Source organism: Streptomyces sp. NPDC003011 (assembly GCF_053591515.1).
The window spans coordinates 64,037-84,711 of sequence record NZ_JBSFTY010000030.1 but is presented as its reverse complement, the minus strand read 5'-3'; the positions used below and the strand labels follow the sequence as shown (position 1 = coordinate 84,711).

At 73.0% G+C, this 20,675-nt stretch carries 20 protein-coding genes and 1 tRNA gene; 10 read left to right on the top strand and 11 right to left on the bottom strand.

The window, feature by feature from the left end; all coding sequences use genetic code 11:
• Positions 1 to 158 precede the first annotated feature (158 nt).
• A tRNA-Leu gene (locus ACWD0J_RS17440) sits at positions 159 to 243 on the bottom strand.
• Positions 244 to 430: 187 nt separating this feature from the next.
• On the opposite strand from ACWD0J_RS17440, the gene ACWD0J_RS17435 reads away from it, so the two are divergent.
• From ACWD0J_RS17435 to ACWD0J_RS17425, 3 genes are all read left to right on the top strand, one after another.
• Positions 431 to 1,756 carry a M20/M25/M40 family metallo-hydrolase gene (locus tag ACWD0J_RS17435; protein WP_451496672.1) on the top strand — a complete coding sequence of 442 codons (1,326 nt, stop codon included), beginning with the start codon at positions 431 to 433 and terminating at the stop codon, positions 1,754 to 1,756.
• A gap of 153 nt (positions 1,757 to 1,909) precedes the next feature.
• Complete coding sequence (gene chpH / locus ACWD0J_RS17430) at positions 1,910 to 2,143, top strand: chaplin ChpH (protein ID WP_451496671.1); 234 nt, start codon at positions 1,910 to 1,912, stop codon at positions 2,141 to 2,143.
• 169 nt (positions 2,144 to 2,312) lie between these two features.
• On the top strand, positions 2,313 to 3,140 hold the full coding sequence (locus ACWD0J_RS17425; RefSeq protein WP_451496670.1) for a chaplin: 828 nt from the start codon (positions 2,313 to 2,315) through the stop codon (positions 3,138 to 3,140).
• A 109-nt stretch (positions 3,141 to 3,249) separates the two neighbouring features.
• Here the strand turns inward: ACWD0J_RS17425 and ACWD0J_RS17420 are convergent, their stop codons facing one another.
• Positions 3,250 to 3,438, bottom strand: coding sequence for a DUF5703 family protein (locus ACWD0J_RS17420; protein ID WP_005485166.1), 189 nt, complete (start codon positions 3,436 to 3,438; stop codon positions 3,250 to 3,252).
• A gap of 47 nt (positions 3,439 to 3,485) precedes the next feature.
• Here ACWD0J_RS17420 and ACWD0J_RS17415 point away from each other — a divergent pair, with 47 nt between their 5' ends.
• Positions 3,486 to 4,181, top strand: a complete 696-nt coding sequence (locus tag ACWD0J_RS17415) for a hypothetical protein (protein WP_451496669.1) — start codon at positions 3,486 to 3,488, stop codon at positions 4,179 to 4,181.
• A gap of 98 nt (positions 4,182 to 4,279) precedes the next feature.
• Here the strand turns inward: ACWD0J_RS17415 and ACWD0J_RS17410 are convergent, their stop codons facing one another.
• Complete coding sequence (locus tag ACWD0J_RS17410) at positions 4,280 to 6,469, bottom strand: helix-hairpin-helix domain-containing protein (RefSeq protein WP_451496668.1); 2,190 nt, start codon at positions 6,467 to 6,469, stop codon at positions 4,280 to 4,282.
• Positions 6,466 to 7,449, bottom strand: coding sequence for an aldo/keto reductase (locus ACWD0J_RS17405; RefSeq protein WP_451496667.1), 984 nt, complete (start codon positions 7,447 to 7,449; stop codon positions 6,466 to 6,468). The genes ACWD0J_RS17410 and ACWD0J_RS17405 overlap by 4 nt, the downstream gene beginning before the upstream one ends.
• Positions 7,450 to 7,644: 195 nt before the next feature.
• Between ACWD0J_RS17405 and ACWD0J_RS17400 the strand changes: the two genes are divergently transcribed.
• Positions 7,645 to 8,700 carry an LLM class F420-dependent oxidoreductase gene (locus tag ACWD0J_RS17400; protein ID WP_451496666.1) on the top strand — a complete coding sequence of 352 codons (1,056 nt, stop codon included), beginning with the start codon at positions 7,645 to 7,647 and terminating at the stop codon, positions 8,698 to 8,700.
• Between the two features lie 242 nt (positions 8,701 to 8,942).
• Positions 8,943 to 9,731: a ferritin-like domain-containing protein gene (locus ACWD0J_RS17395; RefSeq protein ID WP_451496665.1), complete on the top strand. Its 789-nt coding sequence runs from the start codon at positions 8,943 to 8,945 to the stop codon at positions 9,729 to 9,731.
• A gap of 126 nt (positions 9,732 to 9,857) precedes the next feature.
• Here ACWD0J_RS17395 and corA read toward each other — a convergent pair whose 3' ends face one another.
• Positions 9,858 to 10,853: a magnesium/cobalt transporter CorA gene (gene corA / locus ACWD0J_RS17390; RefSeq protein WP_451496664.1), complete on the bottom strand. Its 996-nt coding sequence runs from the start codon at positions 10,851 to 10,853 to the stop codon at positions 9,858 to 9,860.
• 62 nt (positions 10,854 to 10,915) lie between these two features.
• On the opposite strand from corA, the gene ACWD0J_RS17385 reads away from it, so the two are divergent.
• The 4 genes from ACWD0J_RS17385 to mshC all read left to right on the top strand — a co-directional run bounded on the left by ACWD0J_RS17385 (position 10,916) and on the right by mshC (position 14,406).
• The gene (locus tag ACWD0J_RS17385) at positions 10,916 to 11,602 is read left to right on the top strand and encodes a histidine phosphatase family protein (RefSeq protein ID WP_451496663.1); all 687 of its coding nucleotides are present in this window, start codon (positions 10,916 to 10,918) and stop codon (positions 11,600 to 11,602) included.
• 99 nt (positions 11,603 to 11,701) lie between these two features.
• Positions 11,702 to 12,292: a DUF3090 domain-containing protein gene (locus tag ACWD0J_RS17380; protein WP_451496662.1), complete on the top strand. Its 591-nt coding sequence runs from the start codon at positions 11,702 to 11,704 to the stop codon at positions 12,290 to 12,292.
• Positions 12,256 to 13,086 carry an SCO1664 family protein gene (locus ACWD0J_RS17375; protein WP_451496661.1) on the top strand — a complete coding sequence of 277 codons (831 nt, stop codon included), beginning with the start codon at positions 12,256 to 12,258 and terminating at the stop codon, positions 13,084 to 13,086. The genes ACWD0J_RS17380 and ACWD0J_RS17375 overlap by 37 nt, the downstream gene beginning before the upstream one ends.
• Positions 13,087 to 13,176: 90 nt before the next feature.
• Entirely contained in the window at positions 13,177 to 14,406 is a 1,230-nt protein-coding gene (gene mshC / locus ACWD0J_RS17370) for a cysteine--1-D-myo-inosityl 2-amino-2-deoxy-alpha-D-glucopyranoside ligase (RefSeq protein WP_451496660.1), read from the top strand.
• Between the two features lie 93 nt (positions 14,407 to 14,499).
• Here the strand turns inward: mshC and ACWD0J_RS17365 are convergent, their stop codons facing one another.
• The 6 genes from ACWD0J_RS17365 to ACWD0J_RS17340 all read right to left on the bottom strand — a co-directional run bounded on the left by ACWD0J_RS17365 (position 14,500) and on the right by ACWD0J_RS17340 (position 20,675).
• A complete protein-coding gene (locus tag ACWD0J_RS17365; RefSeq protein WP_451496659.1) occupies positions 14,500 to 15,504 on the bottom strand; it encodes a PAC2 family protein in 1,005 nt (334 codons plus the stop codon).
• Between the two features lie 414 nt (positions 15,505 to 15,918).
• Positions 15,919 to 16,590, bottom strand: a complete 672-nt coding sequence (locus tag ACWD0J_RS17360) for a FadR/GntR family transcriptional regulator (protein WP_451496658.1) — start codon at positions 16,588 to 16,590, stop codon at positions 15,919 to 15,921.
• A 107-nt stretch (positions 16,591 to 16,697) separates the two neighbouring features.
• The gene (locus ACWD0J_RS17355; RefSeq protein ID WP_451496657.1) at positions 16,698 to 17,993 is read right to left on the bottom strand and encodes an amidohydrolase; all 1,296 of its coding nucleotides are present in this window, start codon (positions 17,991 to 17,993) and stop codon (positions 16,698 to 16,700) included.
• The gene (locus ACWD0J_RS17350; protein ID WP_451496656.1) at positions 17,990 to 18,751 is read right to left on the bottom strand and encodes a phosphorylase family protein; all 762 of its coding nucleotides are present in this window, start codon (positions 18,749 to 18,751) and stop codon (positions 17,990 to 17,992) included. The genes ACWD0J_RS17355 and ACWD0J_RS17350 overlap by 4 nt, the downstream gene beginning before the upstream one ends.
• The gene (locus ACWD0J_RS17345; protein ID WP_451496655.1) at positions 18,751 to 19,614 is read right to left on the bottom strand and encodes an ABC transporter permease; all 864 of its coding nucleotides are present in this window, start codon (positions 19,612 to 19,614) and stop codon (positions 18,751 to 18,753) included. The genes ACWD0J_RS17350 and ACWD0J_RS17345 overlap by 1 nt, the downstream gene beginning before the upstream one ends.
• Positions 19,614 to 20,675 (bottom strand): ABC transporter permease, encoded by a 1,062-nt coding sequence (locus ACWD0J_RS17340; protein ID WP_451496654.1) that lies wholly within the window; start codon positions 20,673 to 20,675, stop codon positions 19,614 to 19,616. The genes ACWD0J_RS17345 and ACWD0J_RS17340 overlap by 1 nt, the downstream gene beginning before the upstream one ends.

Genomic DNA, 20,675 nt, shown 5'->3' with positions numbered 1-20,675 from the left:
GGCTCGGGCCGTTCCGCCGGCCACTTGGGACGGCCTTTCAGGGCGTGCGCGGCCGACGCCGAACGGCGGTGACCTGGTGATCTTCGAGCCGGGGAGAGATGCCCCACACAACGAGCGAGGGCCGTGACCCGCAGGTCACGACCCTCGCTCATCTCGCGTGTCCGAGGGGGGACTTGAACCCCCACGCCCGTTAAAGGGCACTAGCACCTCAAGCTAGCGCGTCTGCCATTCCGCCACCCGGACAAGGTGTCTGTCGTGCGGGGTTTCCCTCGCGGCGACGGAGGAAACATTACCAGGCTTTCGACAGGGCCCGATCACCCCCGCCCCCGCGTGAACGGGCCGTGACGGGCCGGGACCGGCCTTGGGGCGCGACCGGTGGGAGAGGGAGGATGAGGGGGACCACCAGCAGCGACAGCGCGGGAGGAAGCACGTGAGCGAGACGGACACGGCCAGGGGCGTCACCGGCGAGGACGAGGTCGTGGACCTCTGCCGCGAGCTGATCCAGATCGACAGCAGCAACTACGGCGACCATTCGGGACCGGGGGAGCGCAAGGCGGCCGAGTACATCGCCGAGAAGCTCGCCGAGGTGGGGCTCGAACCGCAGATCTTCGAATCGCACCAGGGGCGCGCCTCCACGGTGGCCCGCATCGAGGGCGAGGACCCGTCCCGGCCCGCGCTGCTCATCCACGGCCACACCGACGTCGTACCGGCCAACGCCGCCGACTGGACCCACCACCCCTTCTCCGGCGAGATCGCGGACGGCTGTGTGTGGGGGCGCGGCGCGGTCGACATGAAGGACATGGACGCGATGACGCTGGCGGTCGTCCGCGACCGGCTGCGCAGCGGGCGCAAGCCCCCGCGCGACATCGTCCTCGCGTTCCTCGCCGACGAGGAGGCGGGCGGCACGTACGGCGCCCGGTACCTCGTCGACAAGCACCCCGGTCTCTTCGAGGGCGTCACCGAGGCGATCGGCGAGGTCGGCGGGTTCTCCTTCACCGTCAACGAGAACCTGCGGCTCTATCTCGTGGAGACCGCCCAGAAGGGCATGCACTGGATGCGGCTCACCGTGGACGGCACGGCCGGCCACGGCTCGATGACCAACAAGGACAACGCCATCACCGAGCTGTGCGAGGCCGTCGGCCGGCTCGGCCGGCACAAGTGGCCGGTCCGGGTCACCAAGACCGTGCGGTCCTTCCTCGACGAGCTCTCGGACGCGCTCGGCACCGAGCTCGACCCGGAGAACATGGACGAGGCCCTCGCCAAGCTCGGCGGTATCGCCAAGATGGTCGGCGCCACCCTCCAGAACTCGGCCGCGCCCACCATGCTCGGCGCCGGCTACAAGGTCAACGTCATCCCCGGCCAGGCCACCGCGCACGTCGACGGGCGCTTCCTGCCCGGCTACGAGGAGGAGTTCCTCGCCGACCTCGACCGCATCCTCGGCCCCCGGGTGAAGCGCGAGGACGTGCACGGCGACAAGGCGCTGGAGACGGACTTCGACGGCAAGCTCGTCGACGCCATGCAGAGCGCGCTGAGCGCCGAGGACCCGATCGCCCGCGCCGTGCCGTACATGCTCTCCGGCGGCACCGACGCCAAGTCCTTCGACGACCTCGGCATCCGCTGCTTCGGCTTCGCGCCGCTGCGGCTGCCGCCGGAGCTGGACTTCGCCGGCATGTTCCACGGCGTCGACGAGCGGGTCCCGGTGGAGGGGCTCCAGTTCGGCGTGCGAGTGCTCGACCGGTTCATCGACGCGTCCTGAATTCGCCCACGGAACGACTTCACAATTCGAGCGGCTGTGCGGAATGGACTGAGAAGAGTGAATGCGACCATAAGCTCGTAGCTCCATCACTCCCTCCTCGTTACTGATGATGTGATCCGCTGCTTGGGGTCGCATTGCCAACGAGGAGGAATAATGATCAAGAAGATCGTCGCCGCTGCTGCTGCCACTGGTGGTCTGGTTCTCGCGAGTGCGGGCATGGCCGTCGCCGATGCGGGTGCTCAGGGTGCTGCCGTGCACTCCCCGGGCGTCCTGTCCGGCAACGTGATCCAGGTTCCCGTGCACATCCCGGTGAACGTCTGCGGCAACACGGTCTCCGTGATCGGGCTGCTGAACCCCGCCTTCGGCAACACCTGCGTCAACAAGTGACGTTGTGCCTCGCCCCGTAGGGGCTGAGCCCGTCGGCCCCGGAGCGCGCGCCATGCGCTCCGGGGCCGACGAGCCTGTTCGGAACGAGCCTTTTCGTGGCGGTTCTTTTCGCAACGGTTCTTTTCGAACGTCGGGAATTCGGAGCAAGGTCGAAGGCAGGGATTCAGCAATGCGACAGGTCACCCGCAAGGGCCTGATGACCGTGGCCGCCGCGACCGGTGTGATCGCCGCCACCGGCGGTGCCGCGCACGCCGGCTCGGGCGCGATCGGATCGAGCGCCGGCTCACCCGGCGTGCTGTCGGGCAACACGGTCCAGGCGCCGGTGCACGCACCGGTGAACGTGTGCGGCAACACGGTCGACGTCGTCGGGGTGCTCAACCCGGCGATGGGCAACACGTGCGTCAACACCGGTGTCAGGTCCGGTGGCGGCTCGTCCGGCGGACACGGCGACTCCGGCGGGTACGGCGGCCAGGACGGCTCCGGCGGCCAGGGCGCCTCCGGGGGGTCGCACGCCGGCGGCCACACCGGCGGCTCGCCGGGGGTCGGCTCCGGCAACCACGTCGAGGTGCCGGTCGACGCACCGGTCAACGTGTGCGGCAACAGCGTCGACATCATCGGGGTCGGCAACCCCTCCACCGCCGGCGACTGCGCCAACGGGGGCGGTCACGGCGGCGGTCACCCGGGCACGCCGCCGGGCGGCGGCGACGGAACCACCCCGCCCGGCTCCGAGCGGCCGGGCGGCCAGGAACACCCCGGCCGGCCGGGCGACCCGGTGGAGCCCAGCCGCCCCGGTGCCGTGCCCGCCGCGGGCGACCGGGCGCCGGGCGGTTCCGCCCACGCCGACCAGCTCGGAGCACGGGCCCTCGGCCGGTCCGGGGGTGCCGCACAGCTCGCGCACACCGGCAGCGACCTGCCGATGGGCCTCGCCCTCCCCCTGGGCGCGGGGACCCTGCTGGCGGGCGCCGTGCTCTACCGCAGGGCACGCGCGGCGGCGTAGAACCGCACAAGCCGCGCACAGCGGCTGAAGTACCGCGAACGTCACCGACCGCGCACGCGGCGCAGCGGGCCCCGCCTCGGTGGGGCCCGCCCGGTTCCATGGCCTCGGCTCACCAGGTGGCGCGAACCTGGCGGATGATCCGGCGTCGCAGCCGCACCCTGCGGCTGCCGTCACGCAGCAGGCTCAGGCGGTCCAACTCCCAGTGGCCGTACTCGGCATGGTCCGTCAGGAGACGGGTGGCGTCCTTGCGGGAGACCCCGCGCGGTACGTACACGTCGACAAATTCGTATTCCGGCATCGCATCTATTGTGCGGGCAGAGGCCCGGTACGGATAGCGTCTGCAGTATGTCTGATGCTGCGCAGCCCACCGCTGCCGAGGTACGAGCCGCCGCCGAGGCGGTCAAGACCGCGCTCGACCGCCACCTGGCCGCGGTCGAACGCAGGTCCGGGGAGGACGACCCGGCCGTCTACGAGGCGTTCAACGAGCTGGCCGCGGCCGCCGAGACGTACGACGAGCTGCTCTACGACCGATACGACGAGGTCACGCCCTTCGAGATCCCCGGAGCCGACGACTCGCTCCCGCCCTACCGGGGCCCCGAGGAGCCGAACGCCCTCAGTGTGCTGATCCGCCGCGACTACGCGGTGGTGGAACCGCAGCGGCTGCTGGCGCAGGCCCACCGGATCGAGGCGGCGGACGAGGAGGCCGGCACCGGCGCGGAGGCGTCCGGCACGGTCCATGGCGCCCTGGGCCTCCTGTTCGGCGAGTTCGAACCGGACGAGATCGCCTCCCGGCACAAGGAGTTCGGCCTGGAGGAGGGCGACTCCACGCTCTGGGTGACGGCCGCCGACGAACCGGCCGAACCCGGCGAATGGCTGGAGGCCCCGTTCGAGCACGCCGACGCGCAGCGGGTGGTCTGCCGCTTCGACGTCAGCGCCGTCTTCGACGAGGAGATCGACGACGACGCCGACGACGTCGTGGACGACCTCGACACCGAGCTGGACGAGGACGAGGACCTGGAGCCCCTGGACGCGGAGCGCTGAACGCCCGCGGGGGCCGCGGCGGCGTCTGAGACAACGGCGGCGGCCACGGAGGCGAGAACACCTCCGGGGCCGCCGCCGTCATGCTGCGGCGGGCGCCGTCAGCCGGTCACCGGCACCTGCGGAGCCAGCAGCACGGGCAGGCGCGTCGTACGCGGCTTCGCCGACACCTCGGCCACGGCCCGGGGCAGCGCCTGCTCAGCGCCGTGCACCACGGACAGATGCCGCCCCGCCCGCCCGAACGCGGTGTAGACCCACGGCCGGCTCAGGGCCTGCGCCGCGTCACCGGGCAGCACCACGACCACCGCGGGCCACCGCCCGCCCACCGCCTGGTGCGCGGTCAGCGCCCACCCGTGCCGCACGGACTGCTCCACCCGCTCCTTCGGTACGACGACGGCCTCGCCCGCGCACGACAGATGCAGTCCGTCGGCGTCGGCCGTGACCACGCGGCCCGGCAGCGTACGGCCCGGCGCGGGGGAGTAGGCGATCCGGTCACCGGGGTCGAAGCCGCCGAAACGGCCGGGCCCGGGGTTGAGCCGTTCCTTGAGGGCCGCGTTCAGGACACGGGTGCCGGCCGCGCCGCCGTGGCCCGGCGTGATCACCTGGGTCTCCTCGGGCGGGACGCCGATGGCCCGCGGCACCGAGTCCGCGACGAGCTGCACGGTCCGGTGCACCGCCTCGCCCGCGTCCCGCACCGGCACGATCACGACCTCCTTGCCCGGCGCCTCGACCTGGTTCAGCTCACCCACGCCGACGCCGGACACCAGCTCGCCCAGCGGCCCGGGATCCGGCCGCCGCGAGGCGACCTGCGGGCACACCCGCGCGGCCAGCAGATCCGCGAACACCCGCCCCGGGCCGACGGACCACAGCACCGCCGGATCCCCGGCCAGCACCAGCCGGGCTCCGTCCGGCAGGGACTCCGTCAGCAGGGCGGCCGTCTCCACGTCCAGCTGGGGCGCGTCCAGGACGACGAGCAGGTCGAGGTCGAGCGTGCCCTCGGCGTCCCGGCCCGGCCCCTCGGCACCGGCCAGCAGCCCGGCGACGGTGGCGACACCGCGGGAGCCGCCGCCCCGGCCGCCGGACGGCTCCTGCCGCTCCTCGGCCTCCCCGGTCAGGGCCGCGAAGCGATCGCGCCCGTCCGGGGCGTGGGCGGCGGCCCAGGCACGCAGCCCCAGGCCCCCGGCCGCGCGGAGCAGTTCGGCGGGCTCGGCCAGTGAGGCCTCCCCGCCGGTGTGCAGCACAAGACCGTGACGGGCGACCGCGCGGATCAGCTCGGCGGCGGATCCCCCGGCCGACTCCGCGGCCCGCTCCCACTCCGCCCCCGAACCGTCATCCTTCGGCGCGGAGTTGATCAGCCGGGCCAGACCGTCGGCGAGGCTCTCCTCCGCGAGGGCGTACCGCTCCAGCCCGACCAGGACACGGACCGGCCGTTCCTCGTCCCCCTCCGGTTCCGGCGCGGCCGGGTCGAGCACGTCCTGGAAGACCAGGGCCTCACCCTCGGCGAGGGCGTCCTGCACGGCCGCGTCCGGATCCGGCACGCCGCGCTGGGCCAGAGCCGCGGTGAGCGCGGACATCTCCAGGGCGGTGTGCCCGGCGAGCGCGGCCTGCTCCAGCAGCCAGACGGTGACCGCCCGGCCGCGCCGCTCGTCGTCCGGGCCGCTCCCCGCGCCCAGCAGCGCCCGCGCGAACCCGTCGGCCTGCTCGGGACGGACACCGCCGATCCGCAACAACTGCCAGGGATCCGCCCGCAGCCGCTCAGCGGCCCCCTCACCGAGGACCGCGGCGGCCTGCGCCGCGAGAGAGTCCGGCGCACCCCCCTCGACCAGCACACCCCGCACGGCCGCGACCACGTCGGGCGCCGGAGCCGCCGGAGCGGCGGTCACCTCCACGGCGACCGGCCGCGGGCTCGGCTCGGCCGCGGTACGCCGGGGTGCGGGCTCCGCGAAGACCGCCGCCACGGGCTTCTCGCCGCTCTCCACGGCCCGGACGGCCGCGAGCAGGTCGGCGGCGGGCCCGCTGAGCTTGGCACCGGCGGGGACGGGCCCCTTCTTCTCGGCCTTTCGCTGCTCGATCCGCTCCCGTTCGAGCCGCTGGGCGGCGAGCTCGGCCTCGGCCTCGGACAGCTTCCGCGCCTCCGCGCCGGCTTCGTCCGCGCTCTGGGACGGCCCGCCCCCCTCCGCCGCGTCCTGAGGGTCGCCCGGCGTTCTGGCCTCGGCGCTCCGCTCCGCGGCGTCCGGCGTCCCCGGCTCGGTGTCTTCCGCGTCCTCGGCGGGCTCCGGCTCCGTGCTCACAGCGTGCTCCAGTCGTGATCGGGATAGCGGTGCACGGGCGCCGACACGTCGTCGAGCGCCCGGCAGATCTCGTCAGGAAGACTAAGGGCCTCCACTGACAACGCGGCCGTGAGCTGCTGCGCGTTGCGCGCGCCGACGACGGGCGCGGCCACGCCCGGCCGGTCCCGGACCCAGGCGAGGGCCACCTGGAGCGGCGTCACCGCGAGCCCGTCCGCCGCCGTCGTCACGGCGTCCACGATCCGGGCCGCCGTGTCGTCGAGGTACGGCGCGATGAACGGCGCCAGATGCTCCGAGGCGCCCCGCGAGTCGGCCGGCGTGCCGTGCCGGTACTTGCCGGTGAGCACCCCGCGCCCGAGCGGCGACGAGGGGAGCATGCCGATGCCCAGGTCCAGCGCGGCCGGCAGCACCTCGCGCTCGACACCGCGCTGGAGCAGCGAGTACTCCAGCTGTGTGCTCGCCAGCCGGGTCCGCGTGCCCGGCGCCGCCAGCTGCCAGGTGGCCGCCTTGGCGAGCTGCCAGCCACAGAAGTTCGACACCCCGGCGTACCGGGCCCGGCCGCTGCTGACCGCCAGGTCCAGCGCCTGGAGGGTCTCCTCCAGCGGGGTGTCCGCGTCGAAGGCGTGAATGTGCCACACGTCGACGTAGTCCGTGCCGAGCCGGGCGAGCGAGGCGTCCAGCGCGGCGAGCAGATGGCCGCGCGACCCGTCGAACCGCCGGTCCGGGTCCGGCACGCTGCCGGCCTTCGTCGAGATGACCAGGTCCCGGCGCGGCACGAGGCCTTCCATCAGACGCCCGAGCAGGTACTCGGCCTCTCCGTCGCCGTACACGTCCGCGGTGTCGACGAGACTCCCGCCCGCCTCCCAGAACGTCTTCAAGAGGTCCGCGGCGTCATGCTCGTCGGTGTCCCGGCCCCAGGTCAGGGTGCCGAGCCCGATCCGGGACACACGCAGGCCGGTGCGGCCGAGATGCCTCTGCTCCATGAACGCCGAGATTACTGGCCAGAACCTGCCGCGTGGGGGGCCTGTGGACAACCAGTTCCCCCACCCCCGGACGCCGGACGGGCCTGACGGCGCGGGGCACGGGCCGCGGCGGGCGGCGCACCGCCCCCTCCGCCGTCTCGGGCACGCGCTAAGGTCTCCCGCAAGGGACGTTACTGATCGGTAAGGGGATTCGGCATGCAGCTCGGGATCAACCTCGGCTACTGGGGTGCCGGCATGGACGCGGACAATCTCGCCGTGGCCAAGGAGGCCGACCGCCTCGGCTACGCCGTCTGCTGGGCCGCCGAGGCCTACGGCTCCGACGCCGCCACCGTGCTCACCTGGGTCGCCGCCCAGACCGACCGCATCGACGTGGGCTCGGCCATCTTCCAGATCCCGGCCCGCCAGCCGGCGATGACCGCGATGACCGCCGCCACCCTCGACTCGCTCTCCGGCGGCCGCTTCCGCCTCGGCCTCGGCGTCTCCGGCCCCCAGGTCTCCGAAGGCTGGTACGGCGTCAAGTTCGACAAGCCGCTCTCCCGCACCCGCGAGTACGTCGAGATCGTCCGCAAGGCGATGACCCGCGAGCGCCTGTCCTACGAGGGCGAGCACTGGACCCTCCCCCTCCCCGGCGGCCCCGGCAAGCCCATCAAGCTCACCGTGCACCCCGAGCGCGAGCACATCCCGCTCTACATCGCCGCGATCGGCCCCAAGAACCTCGAACAGACCGGTGAGATCGCCGACGGTGCCCTGCTGATCTTCCCCTCGGCCGACCACCTCGAGGACACCGCGATCTCGTACCTGCGGGCCGGCCGCGAGAAGGCCGGCAAGACCCTCGACGGCTTCGACGTCTGCCCGACCCTGCCCCTCGCCGTCGGCGACGACAAGGACGTCACCACCCTCGCCGACACCTTCCGCCCGTACACCGCGCTGTACGTCGGCGGCATGGGCAGCCCCAAGCAGAACTTCTACAATCAGCTCGCCCGGCGCATGGGGTACGAGCAGGAAGCCGCCGAGATCCAGGACAAGTACCTGTCCGGCGACAAGCAGGGCGCGGCCGCGGCCGTACCGCACGACCTGATCGACAAGACGACCCTGCTCGGCTCCGTCGACCGCATCGCGGACCGTATGAGGGCCTACGCCGAGGTCGGGGTCACCACCCTCAGCCTCGCCCCCGCGGGCTTCACGCTCGACGAGCGCCTCGCCTCGCTCCGCGCCGGCACCGAGGCCCTGGAGCGGTCGGGACTCGCCTGACACCGGGCGCGCGGGCACCGCACGCGCGCCGCGCCACCGGAGGTTCAGCGGCCGTGGTGGGGGCTCGGGGGTCTTCCCCGCCACGGCCGTCACGCAGCACAACGCGCCGGAGTCCACGCGGTTACGCCCCCACGCGGCCCCGGCGTCCTCCTTTTGGCGGAGTTGTCCGACACAAGTGTTGCCGTCCCCCTTCGTTCGCACTTGACTCGTTCTCTGCGGAACCCTGCGGAGAGGTGCCCACGATGCTTTCGGCCAAGAGTCTGTTCCAGGAGATCGTCGACAACGACGAGTCGTTCCAGCTCTTCTGCTCCATCGCGGCCAGCGGGGAGTCGCAGGGCGGCTGGGAGAACGCGCGGATCGCGGCCCTGGTACCCGAGAGCGAGCGTGCTCTCGCCCCGAAGATCACCCGGCACGGGGCGGACGAGGACAAGCACGGCCGGATCTTCCACGCCCTGCTGAGGAAGCGCGGCCTGAGGCCCGTCGGGGTTCCGCCCGAGACGGACTACACGATGCTGCTGGAGAGGCACGGCATCGGCCTCGCGCACGAGAGGCTCCAGGCCGACCAGCCGCTCACGGTGGACGACATCGTCACCTACCTGGCACACAGCCGGGTCACCGAACAGCGCGCCGCCGACCAGATGGTGATGCTGCGGAGGTACTTCGCGGACCATCCCGAGGTCGGCAGGGCCGTCCGGATGATCTCCGACGACGAGGACAACCACCTCGCGTACACCCACGAGGAGCTGCTGCGCTTCGCGGCCGCCGGGCACGGACGGCTCATCCAGCGCACGCTGCGCGCGTGCGCGCTCGCCGAGATCCGCGTCCACCGGGACGTCAGCCTCGCGGTCATGGCCCGCATGGGCCGCGTCCTCGGCTGGCCGAAGCCCAAGTCGGCCGCGCTCGCGGCGGGCATCCACGCGATGTACGCGTACGAGCGGCTCGGAGGCTGGCGCCGCATGGTGTCCCTCACGATGCCGCAGCGGCGGGACGCGCTGGGCGGCCCCGCGACCTCGGCCCCCGAGTTCGCCTGAACCGAGGCGCCGCACAGCCCCGCGCGGTCACGGCCCGCACGAGGTACCGCGCGGTCACGGCCCGCACGAGGTACTGCGCGGTCACGGCCCGCACGAGGTACTGCGCGGTCACGGCCCCCCGCCTGCCTACAACCAGCCCCGGCTCTTGAACAGCCGGTACAGGAAGATCTCCAGCACCGCCATCAGCGCGATCACCGCCGGGTACGACCACACCCAGCGCAGCTCCGGCATGTGCTCGAAGTTCATGCCGTAGATTCCCGCGATCATCGTGGGGACCGCGGCCATGGCCGCCCACGCGGAGATCTTCCGCATGTCGTCGTTCTGCCGGACGCTCATCTGCGCGAGATGGGCGGACAGGATGTCGGAGACCAGCCGGTCCAGCCCCTCCACGGACTCGTTCACGCGCGTGAGGTGGTCGTTGACGTCTCGGAAGAAGGGCCGCGCCTTCTCGTTGACGAACGGCACCTCCCCGCCGAATCCCCCCGCGCCCGCCAGCCGGGTCAGCGGCAGTGCCAGCGGTCCGCTCGCCCGGCGGAACTCCAGGATCTGCCGCTTGAAGTTGTAGATGCGCGACGCGGTGTGCCGCGAACCGCCGCCGTCCGGCGAGAACACCTCCGTCTCCAGCTCCTCCAGGTCGGTCTGCAACTCGGTGGCCACGTCCAGGTAGTGGTCGACGACGGCGTCCGCGACCGCGTACAGCACGGCGGTGGGCCCCTTGCCGAGCATCTCGTGCTCCTGCTCCAGCCGGTGCCGTACGGTGCCGAGCGGGGAGCCCTCGCCGTGACGGACGGTCACCACGAAGGAGTCGCCGAGGAAGAGCATGACCTCGCCGGTGGAGACGGTGTCGGTCTCCGCCTCGTAGACCACCGGCTTGAGGACCGCGAACAGTGAGTCGTCGTAGACCTCCAGCTTGGGCCGCTGGTGGGCCTTCAGGGCGTCCTCGACCGCCAGGGGGTGCAGCCCGAATTCACGGGTGACGTGGTCGAACTCCTTCTCGGACGGCTCGTGCAGCCCGATCCATACGAACCCGCTCGCCGCCCGGGCCTCCGCGAGGGCGTCGGACAGGTCCTCGGGCCCCGCGGTGCGGTTCCCGTCCCGGTAGATGGCGCAATCGACGATCACTGAGTGCAATCTCCTGTCTCCCGGCGGTTCCGGCCTTTCGGCGGACGCCTACGCTGGGCCGCATGCCCACGCTGATCCTTGTCCGGCACGGACGATCCACCGCCAACACCGAGGGCCTGCTCGCCGGCTGGACGCCCGGCGTCGCCCTGGACGAGCGCGGCGCCGCGCAGGCCGCCGCGCTCCCCGGGCGGCTCGCCCAGCTGCCGCTCTGCGAGGTCGTCAGCAGCCCGCTGCAACGCTGCCAGGAGACCCTCCGGCCGCTGCTCGCCGCCCGGCCCGGCCTCACCGCCCACACCGACGAACGGATCGGGGAGTGCCACTACGGCGACTGGTCCGGCCGCAAGCTCGCCGAGCTCACGGGCGAGCCGCTGATGGAGGTGGTGCAGGCGCACCCCTCGGCGGCCGCGTTCCCCGGCGGCGAGTCGATGCGGACGATGCAGACCCGTGCCGCCGAGGCGGTGCGGGAGTGGAACGCGCGCGTGGAGCGCGACCACGGAGCCGACAGCGTCTATCTCATGTGCTCCCACGGCGACATCATCAAGTCGCTCGTGGCGGACGCACTCGGACTTCATCTCGACCTCTTCCAGCGGATCTCTGTCGAACCGTGTTCCATCACCGCGATCCGTTACACCCGCCTGAGGCCGTTTCTCGTCCGCCTCGGCGACACCGGTGACTTCGCGTCCCTCGCACCGCGCGAGGAGCCTCCGGCCGAGGACGCCCCGGTCGGGGGTGGTGCGGGCGCACCGTGATCGTCGGGCGCAGTAGGGTGAAGCGGTTCACACAAGCACGTTCACGCGTGGACGTACACGTACAGACGCACGTACTCACGATTCCAATGGAGACAGGACGTGTCCCGTCAGGTGTTCCTCTACGACCCCCCGGACCGTTTCGTGGCCGGTACGGTCGGGCTGCCCGGACGCCGTACGTTCTTCCTCCAGGCCATCGCCGGCTCCCGGGTGACCAGCGTGGCCCTGGAGAAGACCCAGGTCGCCGCACTCGCCGAGCGCATGGACGAGCTGCTGGACGAGGTCGTACGCCGTAGTGGCGGCAGCGCGGCCGTGCCGGCCGTGGTGCCCACCGAAGTCGCCGACACGGACCCCCTCGACACCCCCGTGGAGGAGGAGTTCCGGGTCGGCACCATGGCCCTCGCCTGGGACGGCGAGGAGCAGCGCATGATCGTCGAGGCGCAGGCCCTCGTGGAGCTCGACGCCGACTCCGAGGAGGACCTCGCCGAGGCCGAGGAGCGGCTGCTCCAGGACGAGGAGAACGGGCCCCCGATGCTGCGGGTCCGGCTCACCGGCGCGCAGGCGAGAGCCTTCGCCAGGCGTGCCCTGGACGTCGTCAACGCCGGGCGGCCGCCGTGTCCGCTGTGCAGCCTCCCGCTCGACCCGGAAGGACACGTATGTCCGCGCCAGAACGGATACCGACGCGGGGCGTGAGTGCCGCGGCGATGTCGGCGGAGTCCCTCGCCGAGGGTGAGCTGACCGTGCGCGGCCGCATCCGGGAGGCGTCCAACGCTGCGCTGTACTGCACGGTCTCCCACAACGGCCAGGAGGCCGCCTGCATCTACAAGCCGGTGGCCGGGGAGCGGCCCCTGTGGGACTTCCCCGACGGGACCCTCGCGCAGCGCGAGGTCGCCGCGTACGAGGTGTCCGAGGCGACCGGCTGGGGGCTCGTGCCGCCCACCGTGCTGCGCGACGGGCCGTACGGCGAGGGCATGTGCCAGCTGTGGATCGACGTCACGCCCGAGAGCGAACTCCTCGCCCTGGTGGACGGCGAGGAGCCCGGCGAGGGCTGGAAGGCGGTCGGCTTCGCCGAGGTCGGCGAGGGACGGACCGCGCTGCTCGTGCACGCCGACGACGAACGGCTGCGCCGGCTCGCGGTGCTCGACGCCGTGATCAACAACGCCGACCGCAAGGGCGGGCATCTGCTGCCCGCCGCCGGGGGCCGGCTGTACGGCATCGACCACGGCGTCACCTTCAACGCCGAGAACAAGCTGCGGACGCTGCTGTGGGGCTGGGCCGGGGAGCCGCTGACGGGCGAGGCGGTCGACGTGCTCACGGGGCTCAGGGAGGCGCTCGGCGAGTCCGGCGCGCTGACGGCACGGCTGGCCGGGCTGATCACCGCCGCGGAGATCGACGCCACGCGCGCGCGGGTCGACGCGCTGCTGACCTCCGGGACGCACCCGGAGCCGGGCGGGGAGTGGCCGGCGATCCCGTGGCCGCCCGTCTAGCGGGTGAGCGGCAGCCCGCAAGAGCGCCTTACCGGCCATCCGGGCCGGTCCGGTTCGTATACGGAGCATCCGTCCGGTTAGGCTCATGACATGCATGCCTGGCCCGCTTCCGAGGTCCCCGCCCTGCCTGGTCAGGGCCGCGACCTGAGGATCCACGACACCGCGACCGGTGGCTTGGTCACCCTCGACCCCGGTCCCGTCGCCCGTATCTACGTCTGCGGCATCACGCCGTACGACGCGACCCACCTGGGTCACGCGGCGACCTACAACGCGTTCGACCTCGTGCAGCGCGTGTGGCTCGACACCAAGCGGCAGGTCCACTACGTCCAGAACGTCACCGACGTCGACGATCCGCTCCTGGAGCGCGCCCAGCGGGACGGCATCGACTGGGCCGCTCTCGCCGAGAAGGAGACGGCCCTGTTCCGCGAGGACATGACCGCCCTGCGCATGCTTCCGCCGCGGCACTACATCGGCGCGGTCGAGGCGATACCCGGCATCGTGCCGCTCGTCGAGCGGCTGCGGGACGCGGGCGCCGCCTACGAACTCGAAGGGGACGTCTACTTCTCCGTCGAGTCCGACCCGAACTTCGGCAGGGTGTCCGGCCTGGACGCCGCCGCCATGCGGCTGCTGTCCGCCGAGCGCGGCGGCGACCCCGACCGGCCGGGCAAGAAGAACCCGCTCGACCCGATGCTGTGGATGTCCGCCCGCGAGGGCGAGCCCAGCTGGGACGGCGCCTCGCTCGGCCCCGGCCGGCCCGGCTGGCACATCGAGTGCGTGGCCATCGCCCTGGACCACCTCGGGATGGGCTTCGACGTGCAGGGCGGCGGCTCCGATCTCGCCTTCCCGCACCACGAGATGGGCGCCTCCCACGCCCAGGTCCTCACCGGCGAGTTCCCCATGGCCAAGGCGTACGTCCACGCCGGCATGGTGGCCCTGGACGGCGAGAAGATGTCCAAGTCCAAGGGCAACCTGGTCTTCGTGTCGCAGCTGCGGCGCGACGGCGTCGACCCGGCCGCCATCCGGCTGGCGCTGCTCGCCCACCACTACCGGGCCGACTGGGAGTGGACCGGCCAGGTCCTCCAGGACGCCCACGACCGGCTCGGCCGCTGGCGGGCCGCCGTCTCCCGCCCCGACGGCCCGTGTGCCGAGGCACTCGTCGAGGAGATCCGCGAGGCTCTCGCCGCCGACCTCGACGCCCCGGCCGCGCTGGCCGCCGTGGACCGCTGGGTGACCCTCCAGGAGGAGCGGGGCGGGACGGACGAGGGCGCCCCCGGCGTGGTCTCGCGGGCGGTGGACGCGCTCCTGGGCGTCGCGCTGTAGAGACAGGCTGCGGAGACAGTGTGAGGGGCGCCTCCTCCTCAGGGAGAAGGCGCCCCTCACGTCTTCCTCGATCAGTCCTCGGTCAGTCCTCGTTCAGTCCTCCGGCGACGGGTCCTCGTCGTCCGCGTCCGCCTCCGCCTCCGCTTCCGGCTTCGGCGGTTTCGGGGGCTTCGCCCGGCCGCCGGGGTTGTCCCGCAGATAGGACGGGCTGTCACTGCCGTCCGCCGTGGCGTGGCCGCCCGAGCCGCCCGGCCCGGAGCCGTCCCGGCGCCGCAGATACCGTTCGAACTCGCGGGCGATCGCCTCGCCCGACGCCTCGGGCAGCTCCGCGGTGTCCCGGGCCTCCTCCAGCGTCTGGACGTACTCGGCGACCTCGGTGTCCTCGGCGGCCAGCTGGTCCACCCCCACCTGCCAGGCGCGCGCGTCCTCGGGCAGCTCGCCCAGCGGGATGCGCACGTCGATCAGGTCCTCCAGGCGGTTGAGGAGGGCCAGCGTCGCCTTCGGGTTGGGCGGCTGCGAGACGTAGTGCGGTACGGCGGCCCACAGCGACACGGCCGGGACGCCGGCGTGGGTGCACGCCTCCTGGAGGATGCCGACGATGCCCGTGGGCCCCTCGTACTTGGTCTCCTCCAGGTCCATCCGCTGGGCCAGGTCGGGGTCGGACGTGACCCCGCTGACCGGGACCGGCCGGGTGTGCGGCGTGTCACCGAGCAGGGCGCCCAGGATCACCACCAGCTCCACGCCCAGTTCGTGCGCGAAGCCCAGGATCTCGTTGCAGAACGAGCGCCACCGCATCGACGGTTCGATGCCGCGGACCAGGACGAGGTCGCGCGGCTTCTCCCCGCCGACCCGGACCACCGACAACCGTGTCGTCGGCCATGTGATCTTGCGGACACCGCCGTCCAGCCACACCGTGGGGCGGTTCACCTGGAAGTCGTAGTAGTCCTCGGCGTCCAGCGCCGCGAACACCTCGCCCTTCCATTCCCTGTCCAGATGCGCGACCGCGGTGGAGGCGGCGTCGCCGGCGTCGTTCCAGCCCTCGAACGCGGCCACCATGACCGGGTCGATCAGCTCGGGAACCCCCTCGAGCTCGATCACCCAGCGCCTCCTTCCGACGTGCCCTCGCTTGACCACCCAACCTTACGGCGTGCCGCGGGGGCGCCCGCAGCCCCCTTGCACGGGGGAGTGAACGGATCACTGCCCCGTTCGCCACCCCGGGACACTCCGGAATCATCCGAGCTGTCCGCCCACCCCGGCCCCGCCCGTCGTTTCACCCATCAGAGCGGCGGCTCGCCGGACCGCCGCCTGCCGCCGCTGACGTACGCGAACGTGCGTCGAACGAGCGGTGTTCGTGACCGGAACGCGTGCGGCGCGCTGGGATCGTGGAGCTGACCCCCTCGCCGGCGCCGTACGGTGACTGCCGGTACCCGGCGCCCCCGGCTCGGGCTTCCTCGCCGGCGCCCACCGGTTCGGTACATCGAGCCCCCGCGCCGTCCCGCCGCCGGAGTGACGTCAGAGCGTGGACCGCAGCCACTGCTCCACGCTCGCGATGTGTACGGTCGCCCAGGACCGGGCCGCCTCCGCGTCCCGGTCGCGCAGCGCCGCCAGGATCGCCCGGTGCTCGTGCAGGGTGCGGCTGACCGCGTCCTCCTGGGTGAGCCCGCGCCAGATCCGGGCCCGGGTGGTGGGCCCGGAGAGTCCGTCGAGCAGGGAGCACAGCACCGAGTTGCCGGAGCTCCGCACGATGCCCCGGTGGAAGTCCAGATCGCAGGCGACCAGCTCCTCCACCGAGGGTGCCTCGCCGAGCTTGTCCACCTGGGCGGACAGAGCGTCCAGTTGCTGCTCGCTGATCCGCAGGGCCGCCATCGCGGTCGCGGCCGGCTCCAGGATGCGGCGCACCGCGAGGAACTCCAGGACCGTGTCGTCGCGGTGGAAGTCGACGACGAAGCTGAGCGCCTCCAGCAGCAGTTGCGGGTCCAGGCTGGTGACGTACGTGCCGTCGCCCTGCCGCACGTCCAGGATCCGGATCAGTGACAGGGCCCGCACGGCCTCGCGCAGGGAGTTGCGGGACAGCCCCAGTTCGGCGGCGAGCTCGCTCTCTCTGGGGAGCCGGTCGCCGGGGCGCAGCGCGCCGGAGACGATCATGCCCTTGATCTTCTCGATCGCCTCGTCGGTGACTGCCATGACCGGCCTCCCTGTCGCCCCGTCGTACGCCGAGACACCGGGCACGGACCCGTCCGCGCGGTCCGCGTGGATACATCGGATGTCTCAGCCCACAGTATGGCGCCCGTTCAGACGAGCGCCTCCAGACCGGCGATCACCGCCGCCTCGTCGAGCGTCGTCAGCGCCCGGTCCCGCATCAGCACCCGCCCGTCGACGACGGTGTCCCGTACGTCCGCCGAGTGAGCCGCGTACGCCAGCGTCGACCACGGGTCGTGCGGCGGTCGCAGATGCGGTGCGGACAGGTCGAGCACGATCAGGTCGGCCCGCTTGCCCGCCTCCAGCGACCCCAGGTGCTCCCCGAGCCCCAGCGCCCGCGCGCCCTCGATCGTCGCCATCCGGACGGCCTGCTCGGCGCCGACCGCCGTCGGGTCGCCGCCCGCCTTGTGCACCAGCGCCGCCTGCCGCACCGCCCCCAGCACGTCCAGCGTGTTCGAGCTGACGGCCCCGTCCGTGCCCAGGGCGACGGTCACCCCGGCGCCGAGCAGCCGTGGCACCGGCGCGATGCCGCAGCCCAGCTTCAGGTTCGACACCGGACAGTGCGCGACCGCCGTGCCGGTGCGGGCCAGCGCCGCGATCTCGGGCCCGGTCAGGTCCACGGCGTGCGCGAGCAGCAGGTCGGGGCCGAGCAGCCCGAGCGAGTCGAGCAGCTCGACCGGGCGCCTGCCGTACCGCACCTCGACGGTGGCGACCTCGGTGGCGTTCTCCGCCGCGTGCAGGTGCAGCAGGGCCCCGAACTCCCGGGCCAGCGCGGCGATCTCGGTGAGCTGGGCCGGGGAGAGGGTGTAGGTGGAGTGCGCGAACAGGACCGGGCGGGTGCCCGGGCGTGCCGCGCCCCGGGCCCTCAGGTCCCGGCGGGCCCAGTCCAGCCGGTCCGGGTAGGCGATGCCGTCGGCCGGGTCGGGGACGTCCATGAAGGTGGGCCCGCTGTGCAGCCGCCAGCCCGCCTCCCGGGCTGCCTCTTCGGCCGCCTCGTGGAACCAGTACATGTCGAGCGCCGAGGTCACGCCCGCCCGTACGCTCTCGGCCACCGCGAGGCGCACCGCCGCCGCCACGTTCCGCGGGGACAGCAGCTCGCTCTCCCAGGCGATCACCCGCTCCAGGAAGCCCTGGAGGGTGACGTCGTCGGCGCGGCCGCGCAGCAGGGTCATGGCGAGGTGGGTGTGGGCGTTGACCAGGCCCGGCAGGACGAGACAGCCCTCGGCGTCCAGTGACTCGGCGGCCGTGAACCGCGCCCTCAGCTCCTCGGCCGGTCCGACGGCGAGGATCTCCCCGCCGTGGACGGCGAGTGCCCCGCCCCGGACGACGGTTGAGGCGTCGTCCACCGTCAGGACGTCACCGCTGTGCACCAACAGGTCGATGGTCACGCCCGGTACTCCTCCGCCAGCAGCCGCAGTGCCTCCAGCGCCACGACCGCGCCCCGCGCCACGCCCGCCGCGACGACCTCCCGGTGCGGGTCGTACCCGCCGGTCGACAACGGAGCGTCCTCGTCGACGAGTTCGTCGGCGTTCGCGCCGTCCACGACGAGGACGCCGCCCGCGACGAGCCCGCGCAGGGAGGCGGTGACCAGCAGCGCGGACAGTTCCATCTCGATGGCGGCGAGTCCGGCACCGGCGTAGGAGAACAGCGGGATCAGCCCCGGCTGGAACGCGGCCCGCGTCCACACCAGGCCCCGGTGGTGCGGGGCGCCGGCCTCGCGGGCCGCGCGCTGGAGCGCGAACACCGCCTCGGGGGAGGACACCGCCGGATACTCCGGCGGCAGCAGCTGCTGGGTGACCCCGTCGTCCCGGACGGCCGCCTCCGCGATGACGAGGTCGCCGTCGGCGATGCCGGGCTTCATCGCGCCCGCCGTACCGAACCGCACCAGGGTGCGCACCCCCGCGTCCGCCAGTTCCTGGAAGAGCAGGATCGCGCCCGGCGCGCCCACCCCGTGGGAGGCCACGACGACCGGCAGGCCCTTCCAGCTCCCGCGGAACACCCGGTATTCGCGGTGGTACGAGACCTCCTCGGCGTCGTCCAGCAGCGCGGCGACGGCCGCCGCGCGCGCCGGGTCTCCCACGACGACCGCGTGCGCCGGGAGCCCCGTGCGCGGTATGCGGGTGACGGGCAGCAGATCCTGGGTCATCAGACGGCTCCGGAAGGACGGGTACGGCGACGGCGGCGGGCCGTCGTGAGGAAGAGGGCGCCGAGCGTGACGACGTACGGCGCGGCGTCGGTCGCCTGCTGGGGCAGGCCGAGGCCCTGGAGACGGAAGCCGGCCGCCTCGGCGAGGCCGAACAGCAGTGCGGCGAGCAGGACGCCGACGGGCGCGGCACGGCCGAGCATGACCGCGACGACCGCGATCCAGCCGCGGCCGGCCGTCATGTTCTCGCTGAACAACGTGACGTTGCCGAGGGCGAGCTGGGCGCCGGCCAGCCCGCACAGGACGCCCGAGACGAGGATGGCCGCGTACTTGTACCCGGCCGGGCCGACCCCGAGCGTGGCCGCCGCGTCCGGCGCCTCGCCGACCCCGCGCAGCCTGAGCCCCCACACGTGCCGGGAGAGCGTCAGCGCGGCCACCGCGACGGCCGCCCACGACAGGTAGGCGAGCGGGGAGAAGCCGCCGACCAGGGGCAGGCCGGTCAGCGCCGGATCGTCGAAGGTGCCCTGTACGCCGAAGACCGTCCGCAGCAGGAAGCTCGTCAGGCCGACGGCCAGCAGGTTCATGGCGATGCCGAGGACGACCGCGTCCCCGCGCAGCGTCACCGCTCCGACCGCGAGGATCAGTGCGTACGCGGCCGACGCGAGCGCCGCCGCCAGCACGCCGAGCCAGGGGCTGCCGGTGAACCAGCTGGTGGCCACGGCGGTGAAGCAGCCCATCAGCATCATGCCTTCGAGGCCGATGTTGAACACACCGGCCCGCTCGCACAGGGCCCCGCCGAGGGCCGCCAGCAGGATCGGCGTCAGCGCGCGCAGCGCCGACATCAGCAGATCGGAGTCGACGAACATCACAGGGCCCTGCCTTCCTCGGAGTTTCCCTCGGAACGCCTCGTGAACCACCGGCCGGGCAGGCGCAGCCGGGCCGCGAGGAACACGATGACGACGGCCTGCAGCACCTGCGTCAGCTCGCGCGGCACCTCGGTGGTGCGCTCCATCGCCAGGCCGCCGACCTGGAGGACGGCGAAGAAGAACGAGGCGATCACCGTGCCGAGCGGTGCCGCGGTGGCCAGCAGCGCGGCCGTCAGGCCGGTCCAGGTGTAGCCGGGCGCGGTGAGCGAGCCGTCGACGAAGCGGTACGGGAAGCTCAGCACCCCGATCGCGCCCACGAGTCCGGCCAGCGCGCCCGAGACGGACAGCAGCCTCAGGGTCAGGCCCCGGCGTTCGACGCCCGCGTAGGCGGAGAAGCGCGCGTTGAGGCCGGTCATCCGGATCTCGTACCCGAAGGCCGTGCGCCGGTCGGTGAACCAGTACCCGGCCGCCGCGAGGACGACGAGCAGCAGGCCCGCCGTCACGGTCGAGTCGCCGAACGCGGGCAGGGCCACCCCGTCGGGCAGCGACCGCGTCTGCGGCAGGCTGGAGCCCGGCTCCTTGAGCGGGTAGCGCGCCAGGTAGGAGGCCAGCGAGACCGCCGGATAGCTGAGCAGGAGGCTGCTGACCAGCAGCGGGACACCGAGGTGGTTCTCGCACAGGGCGGCCAGGACGGCGTAGGCGGCGCCCGCGGCCATGCCCGCGAGCAACGCCAGGACGACGGTGAGCGGCGCGGGCAGCGGTGAGTACAGGCCGGTCACGGCCGCGCTGATCCCGCCGAGCACCAGTTGCCCGTCGCCGCCGAGGTTGATGAGCCCGGCCCGCAGCGGGATCGCCAGCGCGAGCGCCATGCCGAGCACGCTGGTCCCGGTGGTCAGGGTGGAGCCGATGCCGTCGGCGCCCAGCGCACCGGTCAGGACGGCCTCGTAGGCGGCGACCGGGTCGGCGCCGGTGCCGACCAGGAAGAGCGCGCCGATGAGGACCCCGGCGAGCACGGAGAAGGTGATGGGGGAGCGCAGGGCCCCCGATATCCGGTCGTTCAT

Bases quoted from the DNA above. Each gene is read 5' to 3' on its own strand.
- ACWD0J_RS17340 (WP_451496654.1), bottom strand. From the start codon at position 20,675: ATGAACGACCGGATATCGGGGGCCCTGCGCTCCCCCATCACCTTCTCC.
- ACWD0J_RS17400 (WP_451496666.1), top strand. From the start codon at position 7,645: ATGCAGCTCGGGATCAACCTCGGCTACTGGGGTGCCGGCATGGACGCG.
- ACWD0J_RS17415 (WP_451496669.1), top strand. From the start codon at position 3,486: ATGTCTGATGCTGCGCAGCCCACCGCTGCCGAGGTACGAGCCGCCGCC.
- ACWD0J_RS17385 (WP_451496663.1), top strand. From the start codon at position 10,916: ATGCCCACGCTGATCCTTGTCCGGCACGGACGATCCACCGCCAACACC.
- ACWD0J_RS17345 (WP_451496655.1), bottom strand. From the start codon at position 19,614: ATGTTCGTCGACTCCGATCTGCTGATGTCGGCGCTGCGCGCGCTGACG.
- mshC (WP_451496660.1), top strand. From the start codon at position 13,177: ATGCATGCCTGGCCCGCTTCCGAGGTCCCCGCCCTGCCTGGTCAGGGC.
- ACWD0J_RS17360 (WP_451496658.1), bottom strand. From the start codon at position 16,590: ATGGCAGTCACCGACGAGGCGATCGAGAAGATCAAGGGCATGATCGTC.
- ACWD0J_RS17405 (WP_451496667.1), bottom strand. From the start codon at position 7,449: ATGGAGCAGAGGCATCTCGGCCGCACCGGCCTGCGTGTGTCCCGGATC.
- ACWD0J_RS17375 (WP_451496661.1), top strand. From the start codon at position 12,256: ATGTCCGCGCCAGAACGGATACCGACGCGGGGCGTGAGTGCCGCGGCG.
- ACWD0J_RS17350 (WP_451496656.1), bottom strand. From the start codon at position 18,751: ATGACCCAGGATCTGCTGCCCGTCACCCGCATACCGCGCACGGGGCTC.
- ACWD0J_RS17395 (WP_451496665.1), top strand. From the start codon at position 8,943: ATGCTTTCGGCCAAGAGTCTGTTCCAGGAGATCGTCGACAACGACGAG.
- ACWD0J_RS17420 (WP_005485166.1), bottom strand. From the start codon at position 3,438: ATGCCGGAATACGAATTTGTCGACGTGTACGTACCGCGCGGGGTCTCC.
- ACWD0J_RS17425 (WP_451496670.1), top strand. From the start codon at position 2,313: ATGCGACAGGTCACCCGCAAGGGCCTGATGACCGTGGCCGCCGCGACC.
- chpH (WP_451496671.1), top strand. From the start codon at position 1,910: ATGATCAAGAAGATCGTCGCCGCTGCTGCTGCCACTGGTGGTCTGGTT.